We start from the raw sequence: 21,703 nt of genomic DNA on the forward strand, positions 1-21,703 counted from the left end.
AGAAGGCAGAGGCTGAAAGTGGCTAGAAGAGACTGCCCTGATCGGGCGGTGGGTCGGATTTCTGGCGTTTCGGTTTCGTTGGGCTGCCTGCAAGTACAGGCAATTTGCCGTCGTAGAACTCGATATCGAGGGCGGCGGCGCTTTCAGCCGCAGCTTTCGTCGTGACGACTGCGCCTTCGGCCCGGATCACCGCATAGCCGCGTTTCAGTGTTTCGGTATAGCCGAGTGTCTGCCGAATGCGGTCGGTTGCCGCCAACCGTTCGATCAGCGCATCAAGGCGCTGGCGCTGAGCAGCGGCGAGACGCTGGGTGATTGTATCGAGGTCGGCGCGGCGGCGACTGTTTTCTCGGTCCGCATCGCGGGTCAGGCGGGCCAGCGCGGGGGCGAGGCGCTCGGCGAAGGTGGTGAAATGCCGACGCTCACGGGCAATGAGGCCGGTAAGTGTGGCGGGATGCAGCCGCCCGGCGACCGTGTTGAAACCCGCGCGTTTGCGGGTGGCGGCGGCATGGAGTGCCGGGCCAAGCCGGTCGGACCACTGGTCGAGGCCCTGCCTTGCCGGGTCCAAAAGCGTCTCCGGCCGTCCCAAGGCGCGGGAAAGGTCGGCAAGCCGCTGGCGGCGTTGATCGAGGCGCTGGGTCAACGCGCGGGAAAGACGCGCGCCCTGATCGGCGGTCCAGCTCAGAAGTTCCAGCCGCACCGGCACCGCCTTTTCCGCCGCCGCTGTGGGGGTCGGCGCGCGGTAATCGGCCGCGTGATCGATGAGTGTCGTGTCGGTTTCGTGGCCCACAGCCGAGATCAGGGGGATGGCGCTGTCGGCGGCCGCGCGAACGACCACTTCCTCATTGAAGCCCCAGAGGTCTTCCAGCGAGCCGCCACCGCGCGCCACGATGATCAGGTCGGGACGTGGCACCGACCCGACGGGTGTCAGCGCGTTGAATCCCCGGATCGCGGCTGCAACCTCAGGGGCGCATTTCTCCCCCTGAACCGCGACGGGCCAGATCAGGACCTTACGGGGAAAGCGGTCGCGCAACCGGTGCAGGATATCGCGGATCACGGCGCCCGAGGGCGAGGTGACGACGCCGATGACCTCGGGCAAATAGGGGATCGGCTTCTTGCGGTCCGGCGCAAAAAGCCCCTCCGCCGCAAGCGCCGCCTTGCGTTTTTCCAGCATCAGCATCAGGGCACCCATGCCCGCAGGCGCGATATCCTCGACGATCAGCTGGTATTTTGACTGGCCCGGGAAAGTGGTGAGGCGACCCGTGGCGATCACCTCCATCCCCTCTTCCGGCCGAACCGACAACCGTGCCGCCTGTCCCTTCCACGAGACGGCGGCGATGACCGCGCGGTCGTCCTTCAGATCGAAATAGAGATGCCCCGAGGCGGGCCGCGAGACGCGGCCGATCTCGCCCCGAACGCGGACATGACCGAACTCGCCCTCGATCATACGCTTCACCGCGCCGGAGATTTCCGAGACGGTGAATTCATGGGCATTGCCGCCCGGGGCGCTGTCTTCAAAGATGTCCATGGGCCTGCTTGTATCCTCTGGTCCCCGACCTTAGAACGCCCGGCAAGCGAGGCCAAGCGGGGGACGGCGATGAATATTCTCATTCTGGGCGGCGGTGGTCGGGAACATGCGCTGGCCTGGGCGGTGAAGCAGAACCCCAAATGCGACCGGCTGATCGTGGCGCCGGGCAATGCCGGGATCGCGATGCTGGCCGAATGCGCTGATCTCGACATCATGGACGGGACAGCAGTGGTGAGCTTTGCCGAGGAAAACGCGGTCGATTTCGTCATCGTGGGCCCGGAAGCTCCCTTGGCGGCAGGTGTGGCCGATGCCCTGCGCGCGGCAGGCATCCTGACCTTCGGTCCTTCGGCCGAGGCGGCGCGGCTGGAGGCGTCAAAAGGGTTCACCAAGGAAATCTGCGACGCGGCGAAGGCACCCACGGCAGGTTACGCGCGCTTCAGCGAAAAGGCCGCCGCAGCGGCTTATGTCCGGGCCGAGGGTACCCCGATCGTGGTCAAGGCCGACGGTCTGGCCGCCGGCAAGGGCGTGATCGTGGCGATGACGGTCGAGGAAGCTTTGGCCGCGCTTGATGACATGTTCGGGGGCGAGTTCGGCGACGCGGGCGCCGAGGTGGTGATCGAGGAGTTCATGGAGGGCGAAGAAGCCTCACTCTTCGTCCTTTGCGATGGCACGGATGTGCTCGCCGTCGGCACCGCGCAGGACCACAAGCGGGTTGGCGACGGCGATACCGGGCCGAATACCGGGGGGATGGGCGCCTATTCGCCCGCACCCGTCCTGTCGGACGCGGTCATGGCGCAGGCGATGGATCAGATCGTGCGTCCGACCGTGGCCGAGATGGCCCGGCGCGGCACGCCGTTTCAGGGCGTACTTTATGCCGGGCTGATGATCCTGGACGGGCAGGCGCGGCTCGTTGAATACAATGTGCGTTTCGGCGACCCGGAATGTCAGGTCCTGATGATGCGGCTGGGTGCGCAGGCCTTCGATCTGATCCATGCCTGTGCCGAAGGGCGGCTGGGTGAAGTGCAGGTCAACTGGGCCGAAGATCACGCGCTGACCGTGGTGATGGCCGCCAACGGCTATCCCGGGGCTTATGCCAAGGGCTCGCAGATCCGGGGGCTGGAGGAGCTGCCCGAAGATTCGTCGCACATGGTCTTTCATGCCGGAACGGTGGAACGCGACGGGTCGGTCGTGGCCTCGGGTGGCCGCGTGCTGAACGTCACCGCGCGGGGAACGACGCTTTCCGAAGCGCGGGACCGGGCCTATGCGATGGTCGACCGGATCGACTGGCCCGGCGGATTCTGCCGCCGCGATATCGGCTGGCGGGCACTTTAGAGTTTCGTCCCGCCTTCGGCGGGCCGACCCGCCGGGGAGGCGCTGCCTCCCCGGACCCCTCCGGAGTATTTTCAGACAGAAAGTGAACCGGTGGTCAGTTGCAGTTGACAACCCGGTCGAAGCTCGACTGTCCCTCATACGGTGCGATGTCACGGCTCTTGAGTTTGCCATCCGCGAGCGTCGTGCCGGTAATCCGGGTCCAGTCGGCATTGGCTGTGAGGATGGTCAGGCGACCGGCGCAGGTGGCTATGCGGCCCTGAATGAACGGATCGCCGATCCTGTGGTTGGTCAGGCCATCGCGCGATGCGATCTCGGTCAGGCGACCGGCGCTGAAGCGCCACACCCGCAGCGTCTTCGCAAGGTGCGGACGGTCGATATAGACGATCTCCACCGCACCGTCACCGTCGAGGTCGGCCTCGCCGACAGGCGCAAGCCAGCGGTGGCGGCGGCCGATAAAGGGTGTGGCCGCGACGAGCCCCTCTTCGTCGTAGATGGCGAGGCGGGCGCCAGCCTGCAGATCCGATTCAACGGTTATCACTTCGGGTGCGCCATCGCCATCGACATCGGCGAGGCGGGGGGCGATGTCTTCGAAGACGCGCGACGGCGGCAGGGTGATACGGCGCGAGGGCCCTGTCTTCACCTTCAAAACAAGCGCCCCGTATTCCACCGCGTCACCGAGCACGCCGTGGTCGTAGCGCATGGTTGGATCGTCGTAGCGCGCGGCGACAATCTGCGCCTGCGCGGCACCGGCCACAGCCATCAGGGCTGCAACAAGCACCGATCGGAGAACCATCAGATCTGCTTTTCCGGCATGAAGACCTTCAGACCGTCCAGCGCGTCCGAGACTTTCAGCTGGCAGGTCAGGCGCGAGCGGGCCGGGTCGGGCTCATAGGCGAAATCCAGCATGTCCTCTTCCATCGCGTCCTTGGCGGGCAGCTTTTCCACCCAGGCCGGATCGACATAGACATGACAGGTCGAACAGGCGCAGGCGCCGCCGCAATCGGCCTCGATTCCCGGAATGCCGTTGTCGCGCGCGCCCTCCATCACCGTGAGCCCGTTCGCCACATCGACGACATGCTCGGTTCCGTTGAATTCGACATAGGTGATCTTGGCCATCGACTCGTTCCATCCCGTTCGGAGTTTCTGCGTATCTAGCCGCTCCGTGCGACATGCTCCACCCCTTTGGCATTTCCGTGTTAACCTGTGGAAATTCTGCAAGGGTGAGGGGAACATGCTGAAAGTGATCGGGGCCGGGTTCGGCCGGACGGGGACGGATTCGATGCGCGAGGCGCTGAACACACTGGGGGTGGGCCCCTGCCACCATATGTTCGAGGTTCTGCCGGATGACAGGCAGCGAAAGATGTGGCTGGCGCTGGTGCGCGGGGCTGCACCGGACTGGCCGGAAATATTCAGGGGATTTGCGTCCTGCGTGGATTGGCCTTCGGCGGCTTACTGGCGCGAACTGGCGGAGTTCTACCCGGAGGCCAAGGTTATCCTGACCTGGCGGACGGCGGAAAGCTGGTGGGCCAGTTTCGAACGCACGATCCTGACCGTCATTGATGCTGGAAATCCCGACTCGCTCGGCGCGGCGATACTTGCCGAACGCGTGTTCGGCGGGCGTCTTGGCGACCGCGACCATGCCATCGCGACCTATGAAGCCCATGTCGAGGAGGTGAAGGCGACGATATCGCCGGAGCGGCTTTTGATCTATCCTGTCGGGTCCGGATGGGAGCCTCTGTGCCGGCATCTGGACCTGCCCGTGCCGGATGCGCCTTTCCCGAGGCGCAATGCGAGCGATGATTTCCACGCTGCGGTCGAAGCGGCCGAAAAGCGATAACAGGATTGCGGCATCCCCATAATGTTCTACTATTGTTCTCATGTTGAGCGACTACACCCCTCGGAAAGACTGGCCGCGCCCACCTGCCGCCCTGCCGCATGCGCGGCTGAACGAACCGCCTTCGGGGGCGCGGGTCACCGTGGCGGGGCTGGTGCTGGTGCGGCAGCGGCCGGGCACCGCGAAAGGGGTGGTCTTTGTCACGCTGGAGGATGAGACCGGGGTGGCCAATGTCGTCGTCTGGCAGAAGGTCTTCCAGCGCTTCCGCCGCGCGGTCGTGGCCGGGCGGCTTTTACGCGTGACCGGGCGGCTTCAGCGCGAATCGGAGGTCGTCCATATCGTCGCCGAGACAATCGAGGACATCACCGATATGCTCGACGACCTGCTCGCACCGCCGACGCCCAGCCATGATCGAACGGATCAGGAGACCGGCGTCAGATCGCAGACGATCGCCGTCGCGGGGGCGTCGGTGCGGTTATAGAACCAGTGCACCGTATCGCCATCCTCGATGATCGCGTCCGCGCCATCCTCTGAAAACTCCGTCTCGCCCGTCGCGCGGCCTTCGACCGTCGCCCCGGCGATGATCTTGACGAGGCCCGGGCGTTTTTCGTGCGAATGCTCGGCGATCTGGCCGCCCGGCGCGATGGTAATGGCACGAAGCTGCATGAAATAGCCCTCGAGCCCGGTCTGACGCCGCAGCATCTCCTCCTCGATCACGCCAAGCTTGTCGACGGTCAGGCCCTGATGCTCGGTCGGGCCGGACATCTGCGCAAGCGCCGCTCCGGCAACCAGACCAAAGATGACACATCCGGTCGCCGGGACAAAACCGATGCTCCGGCCTTCCGTGTTGCGGTTACGCTCGGTCATTTGTTCCCCCTGATTTTGCGAATTTCCTTCATTCAGCGTAAAATCGAAGCCGGAGCGCCTTCAAACGAAGAGATTTCACCCGGGGCTGAAGGAAATTCACGTCGATGAAACGCAAGCTGCCGCCGTTCCCCGCGCTGCGCGCCTTCGAGGCGGCGGCGCGGCTTGGCAGCTTCAAGGCGGCGGCAGACGAGTTGTGTGTCTCTCCCTCGGCGATCAGTCATCAGGTCCGCCTGCTGGAAACCTATCTCGGTCGGCCGATGTTTTCGCGCGGTCCTCAGGCCGTCCGCCTGACCCAAGCCGGGCAGCGCTACCTGTCCCGCATCGGGCCGCTTCTTGATGACATCGACGCCAGTACGCGCGAGATCACCGGCGATGCCGCGCGTGGCCAGCTGCGGCTGAAGATGACCGAGTGGTTCGCGAAAAGGTGGCTGATCCCGCGACTGCCACGGTTCATGAGCGTTTGCCCCGAAATTGATCTGAAGATCGAAACCGGGCTGCCGCCCACCGACTTTCGCAATGGCGCGCTTGACGTGATCATTCACTGGGGCGATGCGCCGGTTGAGGGCGTGGTGATAGAGCCCTTTTTTGCCTCGACCCGCACGCCCGTCTGCAGCCTGGCCTATCGTGCAGCGCATCCCGAACTCAGAACACCGACGGACCTTGCCGGCCATGTCCTATTGCGCGACGAGACGGATGACGGCTGGGCTGAGTGGTTCGCCGCCGCCGGCTGCGCCGAGGCCTGTCCGGAACACGGGCCGGTCTTTTCCCATTGCGAACTGTCAACGGCTGCGGCCTTAAGTGGAACCGGCGTGGAGCTTGCCTACCGCGAACTGCTGATCGACCTGATCCGCGGCGGCGAACTGGTCCAGATCTTCGATATTGTCTCACCGGTCCGCACCATCTACTCACTCGCCTACGTGGCGAACCGGGCGACCGACATGCATATCCGCATGTTCCGAAGCTGGCTTTTCACGGAAATTCTGCTCGATGCCGCGGCGCAGGATAACGTGCTGATGCCGCTCACGGCGGCGCAGTAGCGCGTCAGGACCATGGACAGCAGGGCTCCGCTCGCCTAGCCATAGGACAAATCACCCCGGAACTCGCATGATACGCCATCCCTTATTCGGCCTCGGCCTCGCCGCCTTCGGGGCGCTTATCCTGACGCCGGACACGATGTTCATGCGTTGGTCTGGACTCGAGGGTTTCGCCATGCTGGCCTGGCGGGGCTTGCTGATGGGCAGCCTTCTGATCGCCGTCTGGTTCGTGACGGCCCGGACGCGGCGGCGCGACCTTCGCGCGATGATGTGCGTCTCCGGTTTCGGCGTCATGTGTTGTCAGGCGGTGAATGGCACCCTCTTTTCACTCGGCATCGCGCATGCGCCGGTCGCGATCGTGCTTTTTGGCGTGGCGACGATGCCGGTCTTTTCGGCCCTCCTGTCGCGCTGGCTGTCGGGCGAACAGACCCGCGGTACGACGTGGATTGCGATGGCGGCCGTGATGGGCGGCATCGCGATCGCCGTATTCGGCGACGGGGCCGAGGGTTTGGGTTTCAACCGCGCCTCGCTTCTGGGGGCTCTGGCGGGGTTGGGCGTGGCAGCGATGCTGGCGCTCGGCTTCGTGCTGATGCGCCGGGCGCGTGACCTGCCGCTTCTGCCAACCATCGGCACCGGCGCGCTGATGGCCGGAACGATCGGGTTTGCCCTGTCCCCGGTCGGCACGCTTGCCGCGGGCAATGTCTGGGCCATCGCCGTGACAGGCGCGGTGATCCTGCCCGTCTCCTTCCTCGCGCTCAGCTATGCCTCACGCCATACCGAGCCCGCCAATGTCAGCCTGCTGATGCTTCTCGAAACCGTTCTAGGCCCGGCCTGGGTCTGGGCCGGGGCGGGAGAGGCAATGACGGTGCCTATGATGCTTGGTGGCGCTGTGGTGGTGACCAGCCTCGCACTTTACATTCTGGCGACCGGCCGGCGGAGCCGGACGCCACCTGCGGGACACATCTGACCCGTCCGACCGCCCTGCCATTGCGATGTCACAATCTTCGCTATCCTGCGCCCCATGCGGATACTGACCCAAAGCGATGACCAACTGATCCTTGAGGAAAAGCCCTGGTTCTGGGCGCTGTGTTTTGTCTTCATGACTTTGTCCTGTGCCGCCTGGGTGATCGACGCCTTGTCGAAGGGTAACCTCTTGATGACCGGCGCGGCGGTGGCTTCAGCACTTGGCTGCCTCACGCTGACCGCCTTCGCGGTGGAGCGGGTCTGGCTGATCCTCGACCGGCGCGCCGGTACGGTGGAGCTGCGCCGCCGCAACTGGCGGGGATTTCGCAGCGAGACCTTTCCGCTGAGCGATCTGGATCCGGATGGTGTCCTGTTGCAAAGCAACGACGACATGTGGCGCAATGCCCTGCAATTCAGCTCGCGCGAGAAACCTGTGCCACTGACCGGTTACTACCAGACCGGCACCAGTACCCGGCGTTGCGCCGAAACTGCGCGAAAATGGCTGGGACAGGTGGCCTAGAGCGCCGCGGCAATCGTCGCGACGAAACGCTCAATCCGGTCGGCTGTGGCATCGGCAAAGCCGGTCACGAGGCCGTGGTGGCCTCCGGTCAGACTGTAGCCTGACAGGGCGGCAGCCCCGAATCCCGCCCGTCCAAGCGCGGCGAGGGCGGCGCTTTCCTCTGACCCCGTCTCAAGCCGTATCGCCAGTTGCACGCCGCCATCTGGCAGAGCCACACTAGTCCGGTTGCCAAGCCGCGCCTTCAAGGCGGCGACCAACGCCTCACCCCGCTCGCGGTTGAGCCGCGCGATGCGCCGCAGATGCGCGCGGTACTGGCCCGACCGCATCAGATCGGCAAGGGCCGCCTGCGCGTGCAGATTGGCCGCAAGGCCGAGGTTGCGTTGCGCCACACGCATCGCTGCGACCAGTGCCGGGGGCAGCACCATCCAGCTTAGCCTGAGGCCGGGCATCAATGCCTTTGCCGCCGTGCCGAGATAGATGACCTCGCCCGCCTTTGCCTCGGCCTGCATCGCCGCAATCTCCTGCCCGCGCCACTGAAACTCACCGTCATAGTCGTCCTCCAGCACCACAGCCCCCACCGCGCTTGCAGCGGCGAGAATGGCCTGTCGGCGGCCAAGCGGCAGCCGGGCGCCAAGCGGGAACTGGTTCGATGGCGTCAGGTAGATCAGCCGCAAATCGCGCATAGCGGTCAGCGCGGACGGGTCGGCCCCCTGATCGTCTACCGGCAGCGGCTGCAGGCGCAGCCCGGCCCCAAGAAATGCCGCCCGCGCCCCGAAATAGCCCGGCTCCTCAATCGCCGCTGTCTGGCCGGGATCGGCCAGCGCGGTGGCGGCCAGCGTCAGCGCCGCCTGCGTGCCCGGCAGAACCAGTATCTGATCCGCATCCACCGTCATGCCGCGATCCATGGCCAGCCGCTCGACCAGTTCGGCGCGGAGCGCGGCGAGCCCGTGAAAGTCGCCATATCCAAAGCTGGCCCCGTGGCGATGCCGCGCGGCACGGCGCAGGGCCCGCCCCCAGAGTTCGCCGGGAAACTCCGTCTCGTCCGGGCAGCCCGGCGCCATCACAAGGGTGGCCGGGCCACGGTCCCGCGCAGGCGCCGAGAGGGCCGCGCCTCGCGTCGACAATCCCGGCCCGGCGGCCGCGACCGGCACAGGCACGGCAACTGGACGATATGTGACGACCGGCGCCCGGCCCGGATGGAGCGCGACCAATCCGTCGGCGCGCAGGAGGTCATAGGCGGCAATCACCGTATTTCGCGACACATCCAGCCCCTCGGCGGCCTTGCGCGAGGATGGCAAGGCGCGACCATCGGCCAGCCGCCCCTCGCGGATCGCGGCAGCAAAGGCGCGGTAGAGCCGGGTGACAAGCGCGCCCTCCCCCTCTTTCGCACCCTCCGTCCAGCCGATGGCCCGCCGCCAAACTGGTTCCATGATAATCTCCAGAACTGGAGCTTCTTTGGAACCATATCGACTGCTATGCCACGAGCACAAGCGAAAGAGAGAGCCATGCCGCGCAAGACCCCGCCCCAGCCCGCCTACAACCGTGTCCGCAATCCCAAGCGGGCAAGCTATGACCGCGCGCGGATCGACCCGATCCTCGATGCCGGGCTCGTCGGTCATTTCGGCTTCGTGGCGGAAGACCGGCCGATGGTGATCCCGATGGCCTATGCCCGCGACGGTGACGTGGTCTATCTGCATGGCGCGACTAAGACCCGGGCGATGAACAGAACGGACGGTCTGAAGGCCTGCCTCACAGTGACGATCCTTGACGGAATCGTCGCCGCGCGCTCGGCCTTTCACCATTCGGTCAATTACCGCTCAGTCGTCATTCATGGCACCGCCCATATCGTCACCGACCGCGCCGAACGCGACCGGGCGCTGCAACTGATCACCGAACACCTGCTGCCGGGGCGGTATGAGGAGGTGCGGCCCATAACCCCGCAGGAAGACAAGGCGACCGGCGTGCTGGCCCTTCATATCGAAGCGGCAAGCGCCAAGATCCGCTCCGGCCCACCCGTGGATGACGACGTCGACCTGTTGCTCGGTCTCTGGGGCGGGGTCCTGCCCATCACCACCGCTCTTGGCCGGGGTGTGCCCGACGGTCACACGCCCGAGGGGATGGCCGAACCACCCTCTTTCGCCGAGGCGCGCGTCCGGTTCGCCCGTTAACGCGTTTCGGGATCAGGGCGAGATCACCGTCAGACCGAGAAGCCGCCAGCTTTGCATTCCGCCGCGATAGTAACGAATGCGTTCGGCCGGATAGCCGAGCCCGACCATCACCCGGATCGCTGATGGCGACTGCCCGCACCAGAGCCCGTTGCAAAAGAGCGCGACCTCCTTCGCACCGGCGCAGTCCCATCCATCGAAATCCGGCTCGCAGCCGAGGTCACCCAGCCTGTCGGCGATTTCGGTATAGGGTATGTTGATGGCACCGGGGATGGTGCCGCCGCTGAACCAGTCCGGGGTTCGGCTATCGATGACCACGGCTTCGCCGCCTTCCAGAAGGTCGAGAAGTTCCAACTCCCCGATCGGCGTGACCCCGTCTGCCGGCACCATCGGTTGGATGCAGAAAGGCGGGCATTCGCGTGAGGTCAGCGCCCAGTCGCCCTCAAGCACCGCGCCGGTATCCTGGTTCCGGGTGATCGTTACCGGCCCCTCTTCGGTGACGACCGTGACAGAGGGACGGTCGGGGCCGATCCCGACCTTGACCTGCTGCGCCCCGGCAGTGGCGACGGCGGCCCATATCAAAACAACCGCTCCGGCAATTCCCTGACGCAGCATGACACACCTCATTCATCTTATTGAATATGTCTTCACATTGCCTGCCGGGTCCCTGTCACGCAAGTCCACCCGCTGCATTGGCCCGAACTGCGACAATTGGCGCAGCGTCATTCGCGCGTGGGGAAGACTTTCACCATCAGGACGAGGTCCAGCCAGCGCCCGAACTTTCGCCCAGCCTCGGGTAGCCGCGCGACATGGGCAAAGCCCATCCGGGTATGAAAGGCGACACCGTCCGGATTTTCGCCCGATATTCCGGCAAAGAGCGTATGGGCGCCACCGGCGCGGGCGTGATCCTCAATCCGCGCCATCAGGGCCCGGCCTGCCCCCCTGCCCCGCGCTTCCGGCGCCAGAACGATCGTATGCTCCATCGCATGGGCATAGCCGTTGCCGCCCCGAAACTGGGCATAGGTCGCAAAGCCCATGAGCTGCCCGGCCTCCTCGGCCAGCAGGAACTCGCGCCCAGCCGCGCGCCGCTCGTCGATGATCCGGGCGAGGCTTTCGGGCGTCTTCTCCTCGCTTGAGAAGGTAATCGTCGTGTCGCGGATCACCGGGTTCCAGAGGGCGATGAGCGCGGGAATATCGGCATCGCAAGCCGGGCGGATATTCATGTCAGCACCCTTTCCCCATGCGGTGTGGCGATTGTGGCGCGCATCTCCTTTGCCCCCGGGACCACAACGATGCGCGGATCGGACAGCGGCAGCGCGGCGCCAAGAGCCTCCGCTTCGGGATGCGCAATCTCCAGCCGGATGAGGCGGCATCCGCTGTCGGTCAGACGGTCGGCGGGATGCGCGCTTTGCCATTCGATCAGTGCCGGAAAAGAGTTGTCATAGGGCAGATACCCGTCCTCCGGCACCGCGAAGCGCCAGCGGAAATCGCCCCGCGCCAGATCGGTCGGCCGCCCCGCGCCTCTCGGCGCTCCGGCAAGGGCGGCGTTGAGATCGTCGACCCTTACGATCCAGTTCGTCAATCGTGGCACGCCCGCGAAATCATCCAGCGCAAACCAGCGCGGATGGGCGGGCTTCGTCGCGTCGGGGTCGATTGCGATGACCTCGAAGTACTCCCCGGACCCAAGGCTCAGGAGCCGGTTGTGGGTGCCCATATGCGGGTGTTTTCCACCCACTTCCAGCGAAACGCCCAGGATTTCCTCGACATGGGCCACGCCAGCCTCAAGCGTTTCAGCCGAAACCGCGATATGGTCGAATGCCGCCATCTGGCCCCTCCTGCCGCCTGAGCGGCATCCTAGAGGCACCATTCGCCCCCGCAAGTGCCGAAATCGGAACACGAAAACTTGAAAGCTGCTAATAAGGCCCCATCTGGACCCCAAAGATAACGAAAACAATCGGGATTGATGAATGAGCCTTGCGCGCGCCCTTGACCGCTTCTTCCGCCATGACGCCGCCGGGGGCGTCCTTCTCATGGCCTCGGCCCTACTGGCGCTGATCGTCGCGAATTCCGCCCTGTCGGGCGGCTACCACGAGTTGCTTCTGAAGAAATTCTCGATCCTGCTGGATGGGGAAGGCCTGTCGAAGCCGCTGATCCTGTGGATCAATGACGGGCTGATGGCGATCTTCTTCTTCCTGATCGGGCTGGAACTGAAGCACGAGATGGTCGAGGGCAAGCTGAAGAACCCGCGCGACGTGATGTTGCCGGGCATGGCGGCGGTGGGCGGCATGGCGCTGCCCGCCCTGGTCTTTCTGGCCTTCAACTTCTCCGATCCTGTCACGCGCGGTGGCTGGGCGATCCCCGCGGCAACCGACATCGCCTTCGCGGTCGGCGTTCTGGCGCTGCTGGGCAAACGGGTTCCCGCCGCGCTGAAGATCTTCCTGCTGACACTGGCGATCCTTGATGACCTTGGCGCGATCCTGATCATCGCGCTTTTCTACACCAAGGAACTGCATGTCGATTACCTCTATGTAGCGCTTTTGCCGCTTGCCGGCCTGTTCCTGCTCAATCGTGCGGGGGCGCACCGCATCGCACCCTTCATCCTGCTCGGAACCGTGCTGTGGGTTCTGGTGCTGAAATCCGGCGTCCATGCGACGCTTGCGGGCGTGGTCACGGCCTTCTTCATCCCGCTCAAGGACAAATACGGCAAATCACCGCTGCATGCGCTGGAACACGCGCTGTCGCCCTATGTTCTCTTCCTGATCGTGCCGGTCTTTGCCTTCGCCAATGCCGGTGTCGTGTTGCAGGGCCTGACCTTTGCCGACCTCTTCGCGCCCCTGCCGATGGGCATCGCCGCCGGTCTGGTGATCGGCAAGCAGCTGGGTGTGTTCGGCGCGACCTGGCTCGTGGTGCGGGCAGGCTGGGCGCGGTTGCCCCATGCGGTGACCTGGGCGCATATCTACGGGCTTTCCTGTCTTGCCGGGATCGGCTTCACCATGTCGCTTTTCATCGGCGGGCTAAGCTTTGATGATCAGGCGCATATGAACGCGGTGCGGTTGGGGGTTCTGGCGGGATCGGCGATCTCGGCGATCATCGGCTATGCGGTCCTGCGCTTTTCACCCGCAGATCAGGAGGATAGCGAAAGCACAACTCCGGCGGTGGCCGAATAGCGGCGCGGCGCGGTGGCCGGTTGACCAGCCGCCGCGCCTGATTCTAGGCTCGCTTTCAGGATTGGAGGCCATGCCATGGCAGGCGGTTGGGCGCGCGACGGTGCGGTGAACGAACAGATCGACGCCTCGATTGAGGATGAGCTGAAGCGCATGAAGGCGCGGCGGCGGCCCGAGGGCGAGAGCCTTGCCGAATGCGCCGAGTGCGGCGAAGCCATCCCCGAACGGCGGCGGCAGGCCATTCCGGGTGTCAAGCTATGCGTCGACTGCCAGAACGAACGCGACGCCCGCCCGACCTTGCGCGGCGGTATCAACCGGCGCGGCTCGAAGGACAGCCAGTTGAAGTAGGTGCGTACCGGGCAGCGCCCGACCGCGGGTGGGCGCAGTCACATCAGTGTCGGGCACTTTATCGCGCCACCACATCGGACGGCAGTTCAGGGTGAAACGTTGCAGGAGCGCCCGCCCAGGGGGCGGTCGGGCGCTGCCCGGCGGCGCACGTTCCGCGCGCCTTGATTCCGGGCGGGTTTTCCCTTCGCCCCTTGGTCACCCCCCCCGCGCCGCGCGGATCAGGCCGAGGATGTCCTTTGCCGCTGCCGGGATATTCGTGCCCGGCCCGAAGATCGCCTTGACGCCGGCCTTCTTCAGGAAGTCGTAATCCTGCTGCGGGATGACCCCGCCGCAGATGACGATGATGTCGCCCGCGCCCGCGGCCTCCAGCGCCTCGATCAGCTTTGGCGCAAGCGTCTTGTGGCCCGCCGCCTGAGACGAGATGCCGATCACATGCACGTCATTGTCGACCGCATCCTGCGCGGCCTCCTCCGGCGTCTGGAAGAGCGGCCCGACATCCACGTCGAACCCGATATCGGCGAAGGCGGTGGCGATGACCTTGGCGCCCCGGTCGTGGCCGTCCTGCCCCATCTTGACGACCAGCATCCGGGGGCGGCGGCCCTCTTCCTCGGCGAAGGCCTCGACATCCTTCTGGATCGCGGCAAAGCCCTCATCGCCCTCATAGGCCGCGCCATAGACCCCAGCGAGCGTCTTCACCTCGGCCCGATGACGGCCGAACACCTTTTCCATCGCCATGCTGATTTCTCCTACGGATGCCCGTGCCCGCGCGGCCTCCACAGCCGCTTCCAAGAGGTTGCCGCCCTCGCCCGCGCGCCGCTCCAACTCGGCCAAAGCCGCGTCGCAGGCCGCCTGATCGCGGGTTCCCCGGATGCGTTCCAGCCGCGCGATCTGGGCGTCGCGCACCTTCATGTTGTCGACATCGAGAATGTCGATCGGGTCCTCATTGTCCTTGCGGTACTTGTTGACGCCGACCACGACCTCCTCGCCCCGGTCGATCATCGCCTGTCGCCGGGCCGCACTTTCCTCGATCCGCAGCTTCGGCATACCGGAGGCGACGGCCTTGGTCATGCCGCCCATCGTCTCGACTTCCTCGATCAGCGCCCAGGCCTTCTCAGCCAGTTCGGCCGTCAGGCTCTCGACATAGTAGGAGCCCGCTAGGGGGTCGATGACCTTCGTCACACCCGTTTCTTCTTGCAGGATCAACTGGGTATTCCGCGCGATCCGGGCCGAGAAATCCGTCGGCAGCGCGATAGCCTCATCGAGCGCGTTTGTATGCAGCGACTGGGTGCCGCCCAGAACCGCACTCATCGCCTCATAGGCCGTGCGGATGACGTTGTTGTAGGGGTCCTGTTCCTGCAAGCTGACGCCCGAGGTCTGGCAATGGGTGCGCAGCATCGACGAGCCCGGTTTCTTCGGATTGAACTCCGACATGATCCGGTGCCACAGCATCCGCGCGGCGCGGAGCTTCGCGGCCTCCATGAAGAAGTTCATGCCGATGGCGAAGAAGAAGCTCAGCCGCCCGGCAAAGGCATCCACATCCATGCCTCGCGCGATGGCGGCGCGGACATATTCACGCCCGTCGGCCAAGGTATAGGCGAGTTCCTGCACAAGGTTCGCGCCCGCCTCCTGCATGTGGTAGCCGGAGATGGAGATGGAGTTGAATTTCGGCATCTCGGACGCGGTGTATTCGATGATGTCGGCGACGATCCGCATCGAAGGTTCGGGCGGGTACACATAGGTGTTCCGCACCATGAATTCCTTGAGGATGTCGTTCTGGATCGTGCCCGACAGAAGCGCCCGGTCCACGCCCTGCTCCTCGCCCGCGACGATGAAACTGGCAAGGATCGGGATCACCGCGCCGTTCATCGTCATGGAAACGCTGATCTTTTCCAGGGGAATGCCGTCGAAAAGGATCTTCATGTCCTCGACCGAGTCGATGGCCACGCCCGCCTTGCCGACATCGCCCACAACGCGGGGGTGGTCGCTGTCATAGCCGCGATGGGTTGCAAGGTCGAAGGCGACCGAGACGCCTTGCTGCCCGGCGGCGAGGTTGCGGCGGTAGAAGGCATTGCTTTCCTCGGCGGTCGAAAACCCGGCATATTGCCGGATCGTCCAGGGTCGGCCCGCATACATCGTGGCGCGGGGGCCCCGGGTGAAGGGCGCGATGCCGGGCAGCGTGCCCATATGGTCCAGCCCCTCGGTATCCGCCCCAGTATAGAGCGGCTTGACGGCAATGCCCTCCAAAGTATCCCAGGTCAGGCTGTCCGGGGTCTCGCCCCTCAGTTCCTTCTCTGCCAGCTTGCGCCAGGCCCCGATCGCGTCCGTCATTCCACTTTCCTTTCGTCCATCGCCGAAAAGCCGCCATGGGCTTCGGCATAACCCTTTGGTGATCCGTCTGTTTCACCTATATCTGAGGCAAAGGAGATCACATGAAATCCGCCATCGCCCTGATCCTGACCCTCTGTCTCGCACCGGCCGCGCTGGCGGATGACCCCGCCGCAACCGTTCTGGAGCCGGTTCCGGCGACCGAAGTGACGCTGGCCGACCTGCTCTGGCTCAAACGGCCGATCGTCGTCTTTGCCGACAGCCCGAACGACCCCGCATTCCAGACCCAGTTGAGATACCTCGCCGAGGACCCCGGTGAATTGCTCAAGCGCGATGTCGTCATCCTGACCGACACCGATCCCGCCACCCTGTCCGAAGCCCGCCGCAAGCTGCGTCCGCGCGGCTTTTCCATCGTGTTGCTGGACAAGGACGGCGACGTGAAGCTGCGCAAACCGCTCCCATGGAGCGTGCGCGAGATCGTGCGGGCGATCGACAAGTTCCCGCTGCGTCGGCAGGAAATCCTCGACCAGAGGCGTGGTTCGGGTGGGTAGGCGCTGCTCATTCCACACCCTCCGCTGCGAATTCGGGTTCCGCTGTGACGCCGGTGATCTCACCTTTCCGCAACGCGGCCCAATCCGACTCATAGGCGGTGGAAAGACGTGCCGTCTCAGCAGCCGAAAAGGGATTGTTGAGCGGTTTTGCTGCCTTTCTGTGCGCGGCGATCCTTGCGGTACGCGCAGGCCCCGCTGGCACTGCCGCGATATCGGCCAAAGCCTCAGGCCCGAGCGAGGCGTTACCCGTCGTCCCGGCCTGCATATCCACCGTGAGCATGTGTCCCAACATGGCCGCACTCAGCCGCCCCACTATCGCATTTTCATAGTGCATCACATTGATCGGAGTATCGGCAAAGACAGTCCGAACCGCCCGCAGGAAAGGCAGCCAGCTATTGCCCTCTGACGCCGCCAGCCGTGTGCTGTCGATGCTGCCCCGGACCACGCCCCTCAAGGCAAGATGGGCGTGAACCGATCGCCAGTAACCGGCGAAATCACGGATCGTGACGAAGATCGCAGAGGGTTGCTCGGGCACAAGCTCGGCCACAGCGGACAGGCGGACCAGTGCATCGGGATAAAGCGCGGCTTGGGCATAGTTGACCCGCATGGCACCGGCGAGGTTCTCATCACTGATCACAACCTTCCCGCAGCCATGGGCTGTCCGGACATGAAGGGCCAGCGCGGCACGCGCATTCGCCAGGCCGGTAAGGGGCGCCTGCCCCGCAACGTGACTGGAAACGAAATCCTTCAGCCCGGCCGAGCGCATGACATCGGGCCCCCAGAATGCGACGCCTGCCTGACGAAGCCGCGCCTGATGGCGGACGAACAACTGCTGCATGGCCGTCGTCCCGGTCCGGTGTGCGCCGATATGCAGGATGTAGTCCAACCTTCGCCGCGCCCCGCTTATTCGAATTCCATGATCACATCATCGACCTTGAGGCTCGCGCCTGCCGCCGCGTTGATCTTTTTGACGACGCCCTTCTTTTCGGCGCGCAGGATGTTTTCCATCTTCATCGCCTCGACGGTGGCCAGCGCCTGACCTTCCTGCACCTCCTGCCCTTCCTCGACGCTGATCTTCACGATCAGGCCGGGCATGGGGCACAGAAGAAATTTCGACGTGTCGGGCGGCAGTTTTTCCGGCATCAGCCGCGCAAGCTCGGCCTGACGCGGGGTGCGGACATAGACCTTCAGGTCGGCTCCGCGTGTGCGGATACGCTGACCCGCCGGGATCTTGTCGACCTTCAGGACGACCGGCTCGCCATCCACCTCCAACCGCGCCAGCGACTGGCCCGGCGTCCAATCCGATGTCACGCGATGGGCAACGCCATCAGCGAAATGCACCGTTGCACCATCACGGTCGGCGGCAACTTTCACCGCAATCTCTTCGCCCTGAAGGACCACCACCCAGTCGTCGCCGACATGGCGTTCATGGTTGCCAAGCCGCCCGGTGATGCGGGTGCGGCGGATCTCGGCCACCCGGTTCATCGCGGCGGCACAGGCCGCAACCCGGCGCAACTGGCCTTCCGAAAGCGTCACGCCGTTGAACCCATCGGGGAACTCCTCGGCGATGAAGGCCGTCGTCATGTCGCCCGAGACGAATTTCGGATGATCCATCACCGCCGAACAAAACGGCAGGTTATGCCCGATCCCCTCCACTTCGAACGTATCGAGTGCGACGCGCATCCCCTCAATCGCCTCGCCCCGGGTCGGTGCCCAGGTGCAGAGCTTGGCGATCATCGGGTCGTAATACATGCTGATCTCGCCGCCCTCATAGACGCCGGTATCGTTGCGCACGACGCCCGTCGAAGTGGCCGCCTCAACCGGTGGGCGGTAGCGGGTCAGGCGCCCGATGGAGGGCAGGAAGTTGCGATACGGGTCCTCGGCGTAAAGGCGGCTTTCGATGGCCCAGCCGTTGATCTTCAGGTCCTTCTGCGTAAAGGGCAGCTTTTCGCCATCCGCCACGCGGATCATCTGCTCCACAAGGTCCACGCCGGTGATGAGTTCGGTAACGGGATGCTCCACCTGCAAACGGGTATTCATCTCAAGGAAGTAGAAATTCTTGTCGCCGTCGACGATGAATTCCACGGTCCCGGCGCTCGTGTAGCCCACGGCCTTGGCAAGCGCGCAGGCCTGTTCACCCATCGCCTTGCGGGTCGCCTCATCAAGGAAGGGACTTGGCGCCTCTTCGATGACCTTCTGGTTCCGCCGCTGGATCGAGCATTCGCGTTCATGCAGGTAAACGCAGTTACCGTGCTTGTCGGCCAGCACCTGAATCTCGATATGGCGCGGCTGGGTCACGAACTTCTCGATGAAGATGCGGTCGTCGCCGAAGGAGTTCGCGGCCTCGTTCTTCGAGGATTGGAAGCCGTCACGCGCCTCCTCATCATTCCAGGCGATGCGCATTCCCTTGCCGCCGCCCCCGGCCGAGGCCTTGATCATCACCGGATAGCCGATCTCGCCCGAGATCTTCACCGCCTCATCCGCGTCCTCAATGAGCCCCATATAGCCCGGCACGGTGGAGACATTGGCCTCCTGCGCCAGTTTCTTCGAGGTGATCTTGTCACCCATCGCCTCGATCGCCGGTGACGGCGGGCCGACGAACACGACGCCTTCCTTCTCCAAAGCCTCGGCGAATTTCATGTTTTCCGACAGGAAGCCATAACCGGGATGCACTGCCTCCGCACCGGTCTGGCGGATCGCGTCCATGATCTTGTCGATCACGATATAGGACTGATTGGCGGGCGGCGGGCCGATATGAACGGCCTCGTCAGCCATCTTCACGTGCAGCGCGTTGCGGTCGGCGTCGGAATAGACGGCCACCGTCTGAATGCCCATCTTGCGGGCCGATTTGATGACGCGGCAGGCGATCTCGCCCCGGTTCGCGATCAGGATCTTCTTGAACATTATTGTCCCCCTTCAGGCCGCGCCGGGTTGGTCCCGGTCGTGCAAAACAAAAGACCACCGCGGCACGGGGCCACGGTGGTCCGATTGATGGCATCGTGGGCCGCAGAAGCAGCCCGGATCAGGTAATCAGTTACAGACGCCGACGTCGTCGCAGAAGACGCCAGCCGCGCCGCCGACGACCGCGCCGGTAAGGGCGTTGCCGCCAAACGCATCGGCCACGACCGCGCCACCGGCAGCACCGGCGAGGCCGCGCTCCGTGTCCGTGTCAAGGCAGGCCGAGAGGGCGAAAGTGGCGACTGCCGCCGCAAGAATGGTTCTGATCGACATGTAGTTGTTTCTCCGCAGTTCAGGGTCGTGACAAGTGCCCGGTCAGGCTCTGTCAGACCGCCTTGATAGGCAATAACGTCAGTAGCTGCGCTGGCAAAGACCCACGTCGTCGCAAACCGCGCCGCCGGCCGCACCGATGGCCGCACCGGTGACGACACTGTTGTCTGTTGCATCAGCGATAAGCGCACCGGCTGCGGCACCGGCCAGCGCCCGTTCGCCATCGGTCTGCATGCACCCGGCCAGCGCCGCCGCAGCGACCAGGCCGAGAATGATCTTGGAAATACGCATTCTGCTCTTCCTCCAGCAAGGTTTGTTTTATGCGCGGAGTCTAGCGAAAACGCGGGGACGTAAAAGTGAATTCGACGTGATTTCCGGGCTTCGGCAGGGCATTGCCGACGGCCTGAAGCGCCGGCTCCACAACCTTGCATACACGAGAAAAGTGGCCTGACCCCTGAAGGGCCAGGCCGTAGAGAAGGGGAAGGGTAACGGTTTTGACAAATCGGGGCGTTATGCTTGCTGTAGGGTGACGCCCCACACTCAGCATGTGCGCTCAAAACGTCCATGGCAAACCCAAAGTTTCCGTATGGGAAACTATCGGCGGGATCGCGCCCAAACGCCCAATGGTTGCGCAAAAACATGCCTATTCGCCCTCACCAAAAGCTTCAGGAAAGGCGGCTTTGGCCTTGGCCAGATCGATTCTGAGCAACGCTTCGTAACTCTCTGGGTCAAAATCATCTTCCGCCGGAATCACTTCGCGACCGAAAAGCCAGCTCAGCCGACCGGCGTCGAGATTGCCGCGCTCAAAGGGTTCTTCGCCAAAATGTTCCCAAAGGGCCGCCATAAAGCCCAGGTCGGCACGACGGTCGACCGCGCCACGGTCGCGAAAGCGTTCGCGCGCGATGAGTCGGGTGACACCCTTGGGGTTGCCGCGCCGGATTGTGAACTGAAAATCGGTGCCCGGAAGGCGGCCCGGAAAGCCGCGATGTTTCAGCATGCCACACCCTCCGGGAGAAGGTGCGGGGCTGGAGGGGTCGATCCGCCAAGGCGGATCGACCCGAAAGCATTAGCTGCCGTACTTGCCGGTGAAGACGGGCTCTTCCGAAACCGGCTGCTCGACGACAACTTCTTCCTGCTGGGCGCAAGCAGCCGCGAAAGCGACGAGGGCGCATGCGAGAAGCACTTTATAGGACATCTGTAACTCCTGCTCAGATGGGCGGGCGAACGGTCTTCCGTATTGAGCCGCCACAGTTTTTCAAGTTCGGCGGCCCTGCGGCCACCTGCGATAATCATAGTGCATGCCACATTCCTGGCCCATCGCGCCATAGTCAAGTTCACGAATTGTGGCAGGCCCGCATCACTTTTGGGCAGGTATCCGCCTACAGACACAACCTGTTGTGGTTTCATCAGAACGCCTCCCAATAACATGTGGCGTCCTCGACGCTGAAGGCCTCGAAAAATTGTGTTGCTTCGGGGGCTGGCGCGCCAAATTCCACGGGCCTGTCCGACAGCGAAATCACCACTTGTTCCGGTACGGGGCCGGTCGTTGGCAAACGCGGCAGCGCGTAGTGCTGACAAAGCCACTCCATATCCTCCTGTGCGGCCTCTGCCGTCACCGTTCCGCCCGCTCTGGCAATCGCGGGGGCGACGAAGCGGAAACGGATAGTCAAGCCTTGCGAACCGGGCGCTGTCTGAATCGTATCGAGATAGGTCACGACCTGTCCGGACGGCACCGGCAGCCCGCCAGTCGCGACTGGCGCCTCCGGCACCGGTCGAAACAGCATCCATATGGCCACAGCGGCCATGCCCGCAAACCCTGCAATGATCCAACGCAGCATCCCCCTCAT

General features: G+C 64.3%; 26 protein-coding genes. 10 read left to right on the forward strand and 16 right to left on the reverse strand.

The features are described from left to right. Positions 1–22 precede the first annotated feature (22 nt). Positions 23–1,525, reverse strand: coding sequence for an exodeoxyribonuclease VII large subunit (xseA, locus tag QKW60_RS03120; protein ID WP_282366333.1), 1,503 nt, complete (start codon positions 1,523–1,525; stop codon positions 23–25). Between the two features lie 69 nt (positions 1,526–1,594). On the opposite strand from xseA, the gene purD reads away from it, so the two are divergent. Beyond that, positions 1,595–2,857 carry a phosphoribosylamine--glycine ligase gene (gene purD / locus QKW60_RS03125; protein ID WP_282366334.1) on the forward strand — a complete coding sequence of 421 codons (1,263 nt, stop codon included), beginning with the start codon at positions 1,595–1,597 and terminating at the stop codon, positions 2,855–2,857. Between the two features lie 94 nt (positions 2,858–2,951). Here purD and QKW60_RS03130 read toward each other — a convergent pair whose 3' ends face one another. Next, a complete protein-coding gene (locus QKW60_RS03130) occupies positions 2,952–3,650 on the reverse strand; it encodes an FG-GAP repeat domain-containing protein (RefSeq protein WP_282366336.1) in 699 nt (232 codons plus the stop codon). After that, positions 3,650–3,973: a 2Fe-2S iron-sulfur cluster-binding protein gene (locus tag QKW60_RS03135; protein WP_282366338.1), complete on the reverse strand. Its 324-nt coding sequence runs from the start codon at positions 3,971–3,973 to the stop codon at positions 3,650–3,652. The genes QKW60_RS03130 and QKW60_RS03135 overlap by 1 nt, the downstream gene beginning before the upstream one ends. Positions 3,974–4,088: 115 nt before the next feature. On the opposite strand from QKW60_RS03135, the gene QKW60_RS03140 reads away from it, so the two are divergent. Both QKW60_RS03140 and QKW60_RS03145 read left to right on the forward strand, forming a co-directional pair. Continuing rightward, positions 4,089–4,694 (forward strand): sulfotransferase family protein, encoded by a 606-nt coding sequence (locus QKW60_RS03140; protein WP_282366340.1) that lies wholly within the window; start codon positions 4,089–4,091, stop codon positions 4,692–4,694. Between the two features lie 40 nt (positions 4,695–4,734). Continuing rightward, positions 4,735–5,172 carry an OB-fold nucleic acid binding domain-containing protein gene (locus tag QKW60_RS03145; protein WP_282366342.1) on the forward strand — a complete coding sequence of 146 codons (438 nt, stop codon included), beginning with the start codon at positions 4,735–4,737 and terminating at the stop codon, positions 5,170–5,172. On the opposite strand, the gene QKW60_RS03150 is transcribed toward QKW60_RS03145, so the two are convergent. Then, positions 5,112–5,558 (reverse strand): cupin domain-containing protein, encoded by a 447-nt coding sequence (locus tag QKW60_RS03150; RefSeq protein ID WP_282366344.1) that lies wholly within the window; start codon positions 5,556–5,558, stop codon positions 5,112–5,114. The two genes, QKW60_RS03145 and QKW60_RS03150, sit on opposite strands and share 61 nt — an antisense overlap. 104 nt (positions 5,559–5,662) lie before the next feature. On the opposite strand from QKW60_RS03150, the gene QKW60_RS03155 reads away from it, so the two are divergent. From QKW60_RS03155 to QKW60_RS03165, 3 genes are all read left to right on the forward strand, one after another. After that, on the forward strand, positions 5,663–6,595 hold the full coding sequence (locus QKW60_RS03155; RefSeq protein WP_282366345.1) for a LysR substrate-binding domain-containing protein: 933 nt from the start codon (positions 5,663–5,665) through the stop codon (positions 6,593–6,595). 67 nt (positions 6,596–6,662) lie between these two features. Then, positions 6,663–7,559, forward strand: coding sequence for a DMT family transporter (locus QKW60_RS03160; protein ID WP_282366346.1), 897 nt, complete (start codon positions 6,663–6,665; stop codon positions 7,557–7,559). A gap of 54 nt (positions 7,560–7,613) precedes the next feature. After that, complete coding sequence (locus QKW60_RS03165; protein ID WP_282366347.1) at positions 7,614–8,075, forward strand: hypothetical protein; 462 nt, start codon at positions 7,614–7,616, stop codon at positions 8,073–8,075. Here the strand turns inward: QKW60_RS03165 and pdxR are convergent. Next, positions 8,072–9,505: a MocR-like pyridoxine biosynthesis transcription factor PdxR gene (gene pdxR, locus QKW60_RS03170; protein ID WP_282366348.1), complete on the reverse strand. Its 1,434-nt coding sequence runs from the start codon at positions 9,503–9,505 to the stop codon at positions 8,072–8,074. The genes QKW60_RS03165 and pdxR overlap by 4 nt on opposite strands. A 75-nt stretch (positions 9,506–9,580) precedes the next feature. Between pdxR and QKW60_RS03175 the strand changes: the two genes are divergently transcribed. Further along, positions 9,581–10,243: a pyridoxamine 5'-phosphate oxidase family protein gene (locus QKW60_RS03175; RefSeq protein WP_282366349.1), complete on the forward strand. Its 663-nt coding sequence runs from the start codon at positions 9,581–9,583 to the stop codon at positions 10,241–10,243. A 12-nt stretch (positions 10,244–10,255) separates the two neighbouring features. Here QKW60_RS03175 and QKW60_RS03180 read toward each other — a convergent pair whose 3' ends face one another. From QKW60_RS03180 to QKW60_RS03190, 3 genes are all read right to left on the reverse strand, one after another. Then, positions 10,256–10,855 (reverse strand): rhodanese-like domain-containing protein, encoded by a 600-nt coding sequence (locus QKW60_RS03180; RefSeq protein ID WP_282366350.1) that lies wholly within the window; start codon positions 10,853–10,855, stop codon positions 10,256–10,258. Between the two features lie 107 nt (positions 10,856–10,962). Continuing rightward, a complete protein-coding gene (locus QKW60_RS03185; RefSeq protein ID WP_282366351.1) occupies positions 10,963–11,463 on the reverse strand; it encodes a GNAT family N-acetyltransferase in 501 nt (166 codons plus the stop codon). After that, entirely contained in the window at positions 11,460–12,065 is a 606-nt protein-coding gene (locus QKW60_RS03190; protein WP_282366352.1) for a VOC family protein, read from the reverse strand. Before QKW60_RS03190 ends, QKW60_RS03185 begins: the two co-directional genes overlap by 4 nt. A gap of 142 nt (positions 12,066–12,207) precedes the next feature. Between QKW60_RS03190 and nhaA the strand changes: the two genes are divergently transcribed. Then, positions 12,208–13,407: a Na+/H+ antiporter NhaA gene (gene nhaA / locus QKW60_RS03195; protein WP_282366353.1), complete on the forward strand. Its 1,200-nt coding sequence runs from the start codon at positions 12,208–12,210 to the stop codon at positions 13,405–13,407. A gap of 75 nt (positions 13,408–13,482) precedes the next feature. Next, positions 13,483–13,752 (forward strand): DksA/TraR family C4-type zinc finger protein, encoded by a 270-nt coding sequence (locus tag QKW60_RS03200; protein WP_282366354.1) that lies wholly within the window; start codon positions 13,483–13,485, stop codon positions 13,750–13,752. A 195-nt stretch (positions 13,753–13,947) separates the two neighbouring features. Here the strand turns inward: QKW60_RS03200 and scpA are convergent, their stop codons facing one another. Next, the gene (gene scpA / locus QKW60_RS03205; protein ID WP_282366356.1) at positions 13,948–16,080 is read right to left on the reverse strand and encodes a methylmalonyl-CoA mutase; all 2,133 of its coding nucleotides are present in this window, start codon (positions 16,078–16,080) and stop codon (positions 13,948–13,950) included. A 101-nt stretch (positions 16,081–16,181) separates the two neighbouring features. Between scpA and QKW60_RS03210 the strand changes: the two genes are divergently transcribed. Continuing rightward, a complete protein-coding gene (locus QKW60_RS03210; protein WP_282366358.1) occupies positions 16,182–16,628 on the forward strand; it encodes a DUF4174 domain-containing protein in 447 nt (148 codons plus the stop codon). A gap of 7 nt (positions 16,629–16,635) precedes the next feature. Here the strand turns inward: QKW60_RS03210 and QKW60_RS03215 are convergent, their stop codons facing one another. From QKW60_RS03215 to QKW60_RS03245, 7 genes are all read right to left on the reverse strand, one after another. Beyond that, positions 16,636–17,466: a hypothetical protein gene (locus QKW60_RS03215; protein ID WP_282366360.1), complete on the reverse strand. Its 831-nt coding sequence runs from the start codon at positions 17,464–17,466 to the stop codon at positions 16,636–16,638. A 65-nt stretch (positions 17,467–17,531) separates the two neighbouring features. Further along, positions 17,532–19,532 carry an acetyl-CoA carboxylase biotin carboxylase subunit gene (locus tag QKW60_RS03220; RefSeq protein WP_282366362.1) on the reverse strand — a complete coding sequence of 667 codons (2,001 nt, stop codon included), beginning with the start codon at positions 19,530–19,532 and terminating at the stop codon, positions 17,532–17,534. Positions 19,533–19,658: 126 nt separating this feature from the next. Continuing rightward, entirely contained in the window at positions 19,659–19,859 is a 201-nt protein-coding gene (locus QKW60_RS03225; protein WP_282366363.1) for a hypothetical protein, read from the reverse strand. Positions 19,860–19,937: 78 nt separating this feature from the next. Beyond that, the gene (locus QKW60_RS03230) at positions 19,938–20,147 is read right to left on the reverse strand and encodes a hypothetical protein (RefSeq protein ID WP_282366364.1); all 210 of its coding nucleotides are present in this window, start codon (positions 20,145–20,147) and stop codon (positions 19,938–19,940) included. Positions 20,148–20,499: 352 nt separating this feature from the next. Then, positions 20,500–20,853, reverse strand: a complete 354-nt coding sequence (locus tag QKW60_RS03235; protein ID WP_282366365.1) for a hypothetical protein — start codon at positions 20,851–20,853, stop codon at positions 20,500–20,502. 69 nt (positions 20,854–20,922) lie between these two features. Next, complete coding sequence (locus QKW60_RS03240) at positions 20,923–21,051, reverse strand: hypothetical protein (RefSeq protein ID WP_282366366.1); 129 nt, start codon at positions 21,049–21,051, stop codon at positions 20,923–20,925. Between the two features lie 211 nt (positions 21,052–21,262). Beyond that, positions 21,263–21,694 (reverse strand): DUF6497 family protein, encoded by a 432-nt coding sequence (locus QKW60_RS03245; RefSeq protein ID WP_282366367.1) that lies wholly within the window; start codon positions 21,692–21,694, stop codon positions 21,263–21,265. Between the last annotated feature and the right edge of the window lie 9 nt (positions 21,695–21,703).

The organism is Albidovulum aestuarii, from assembly GCF_029961185.1.
Taxonomy (GTDB): Bacteria; Pseudomonadota; Alphaproteobacteria; order Rhodobacterales; family Rhodobacteraceae; genus Albidovulum; species Albidovulum aestuarii.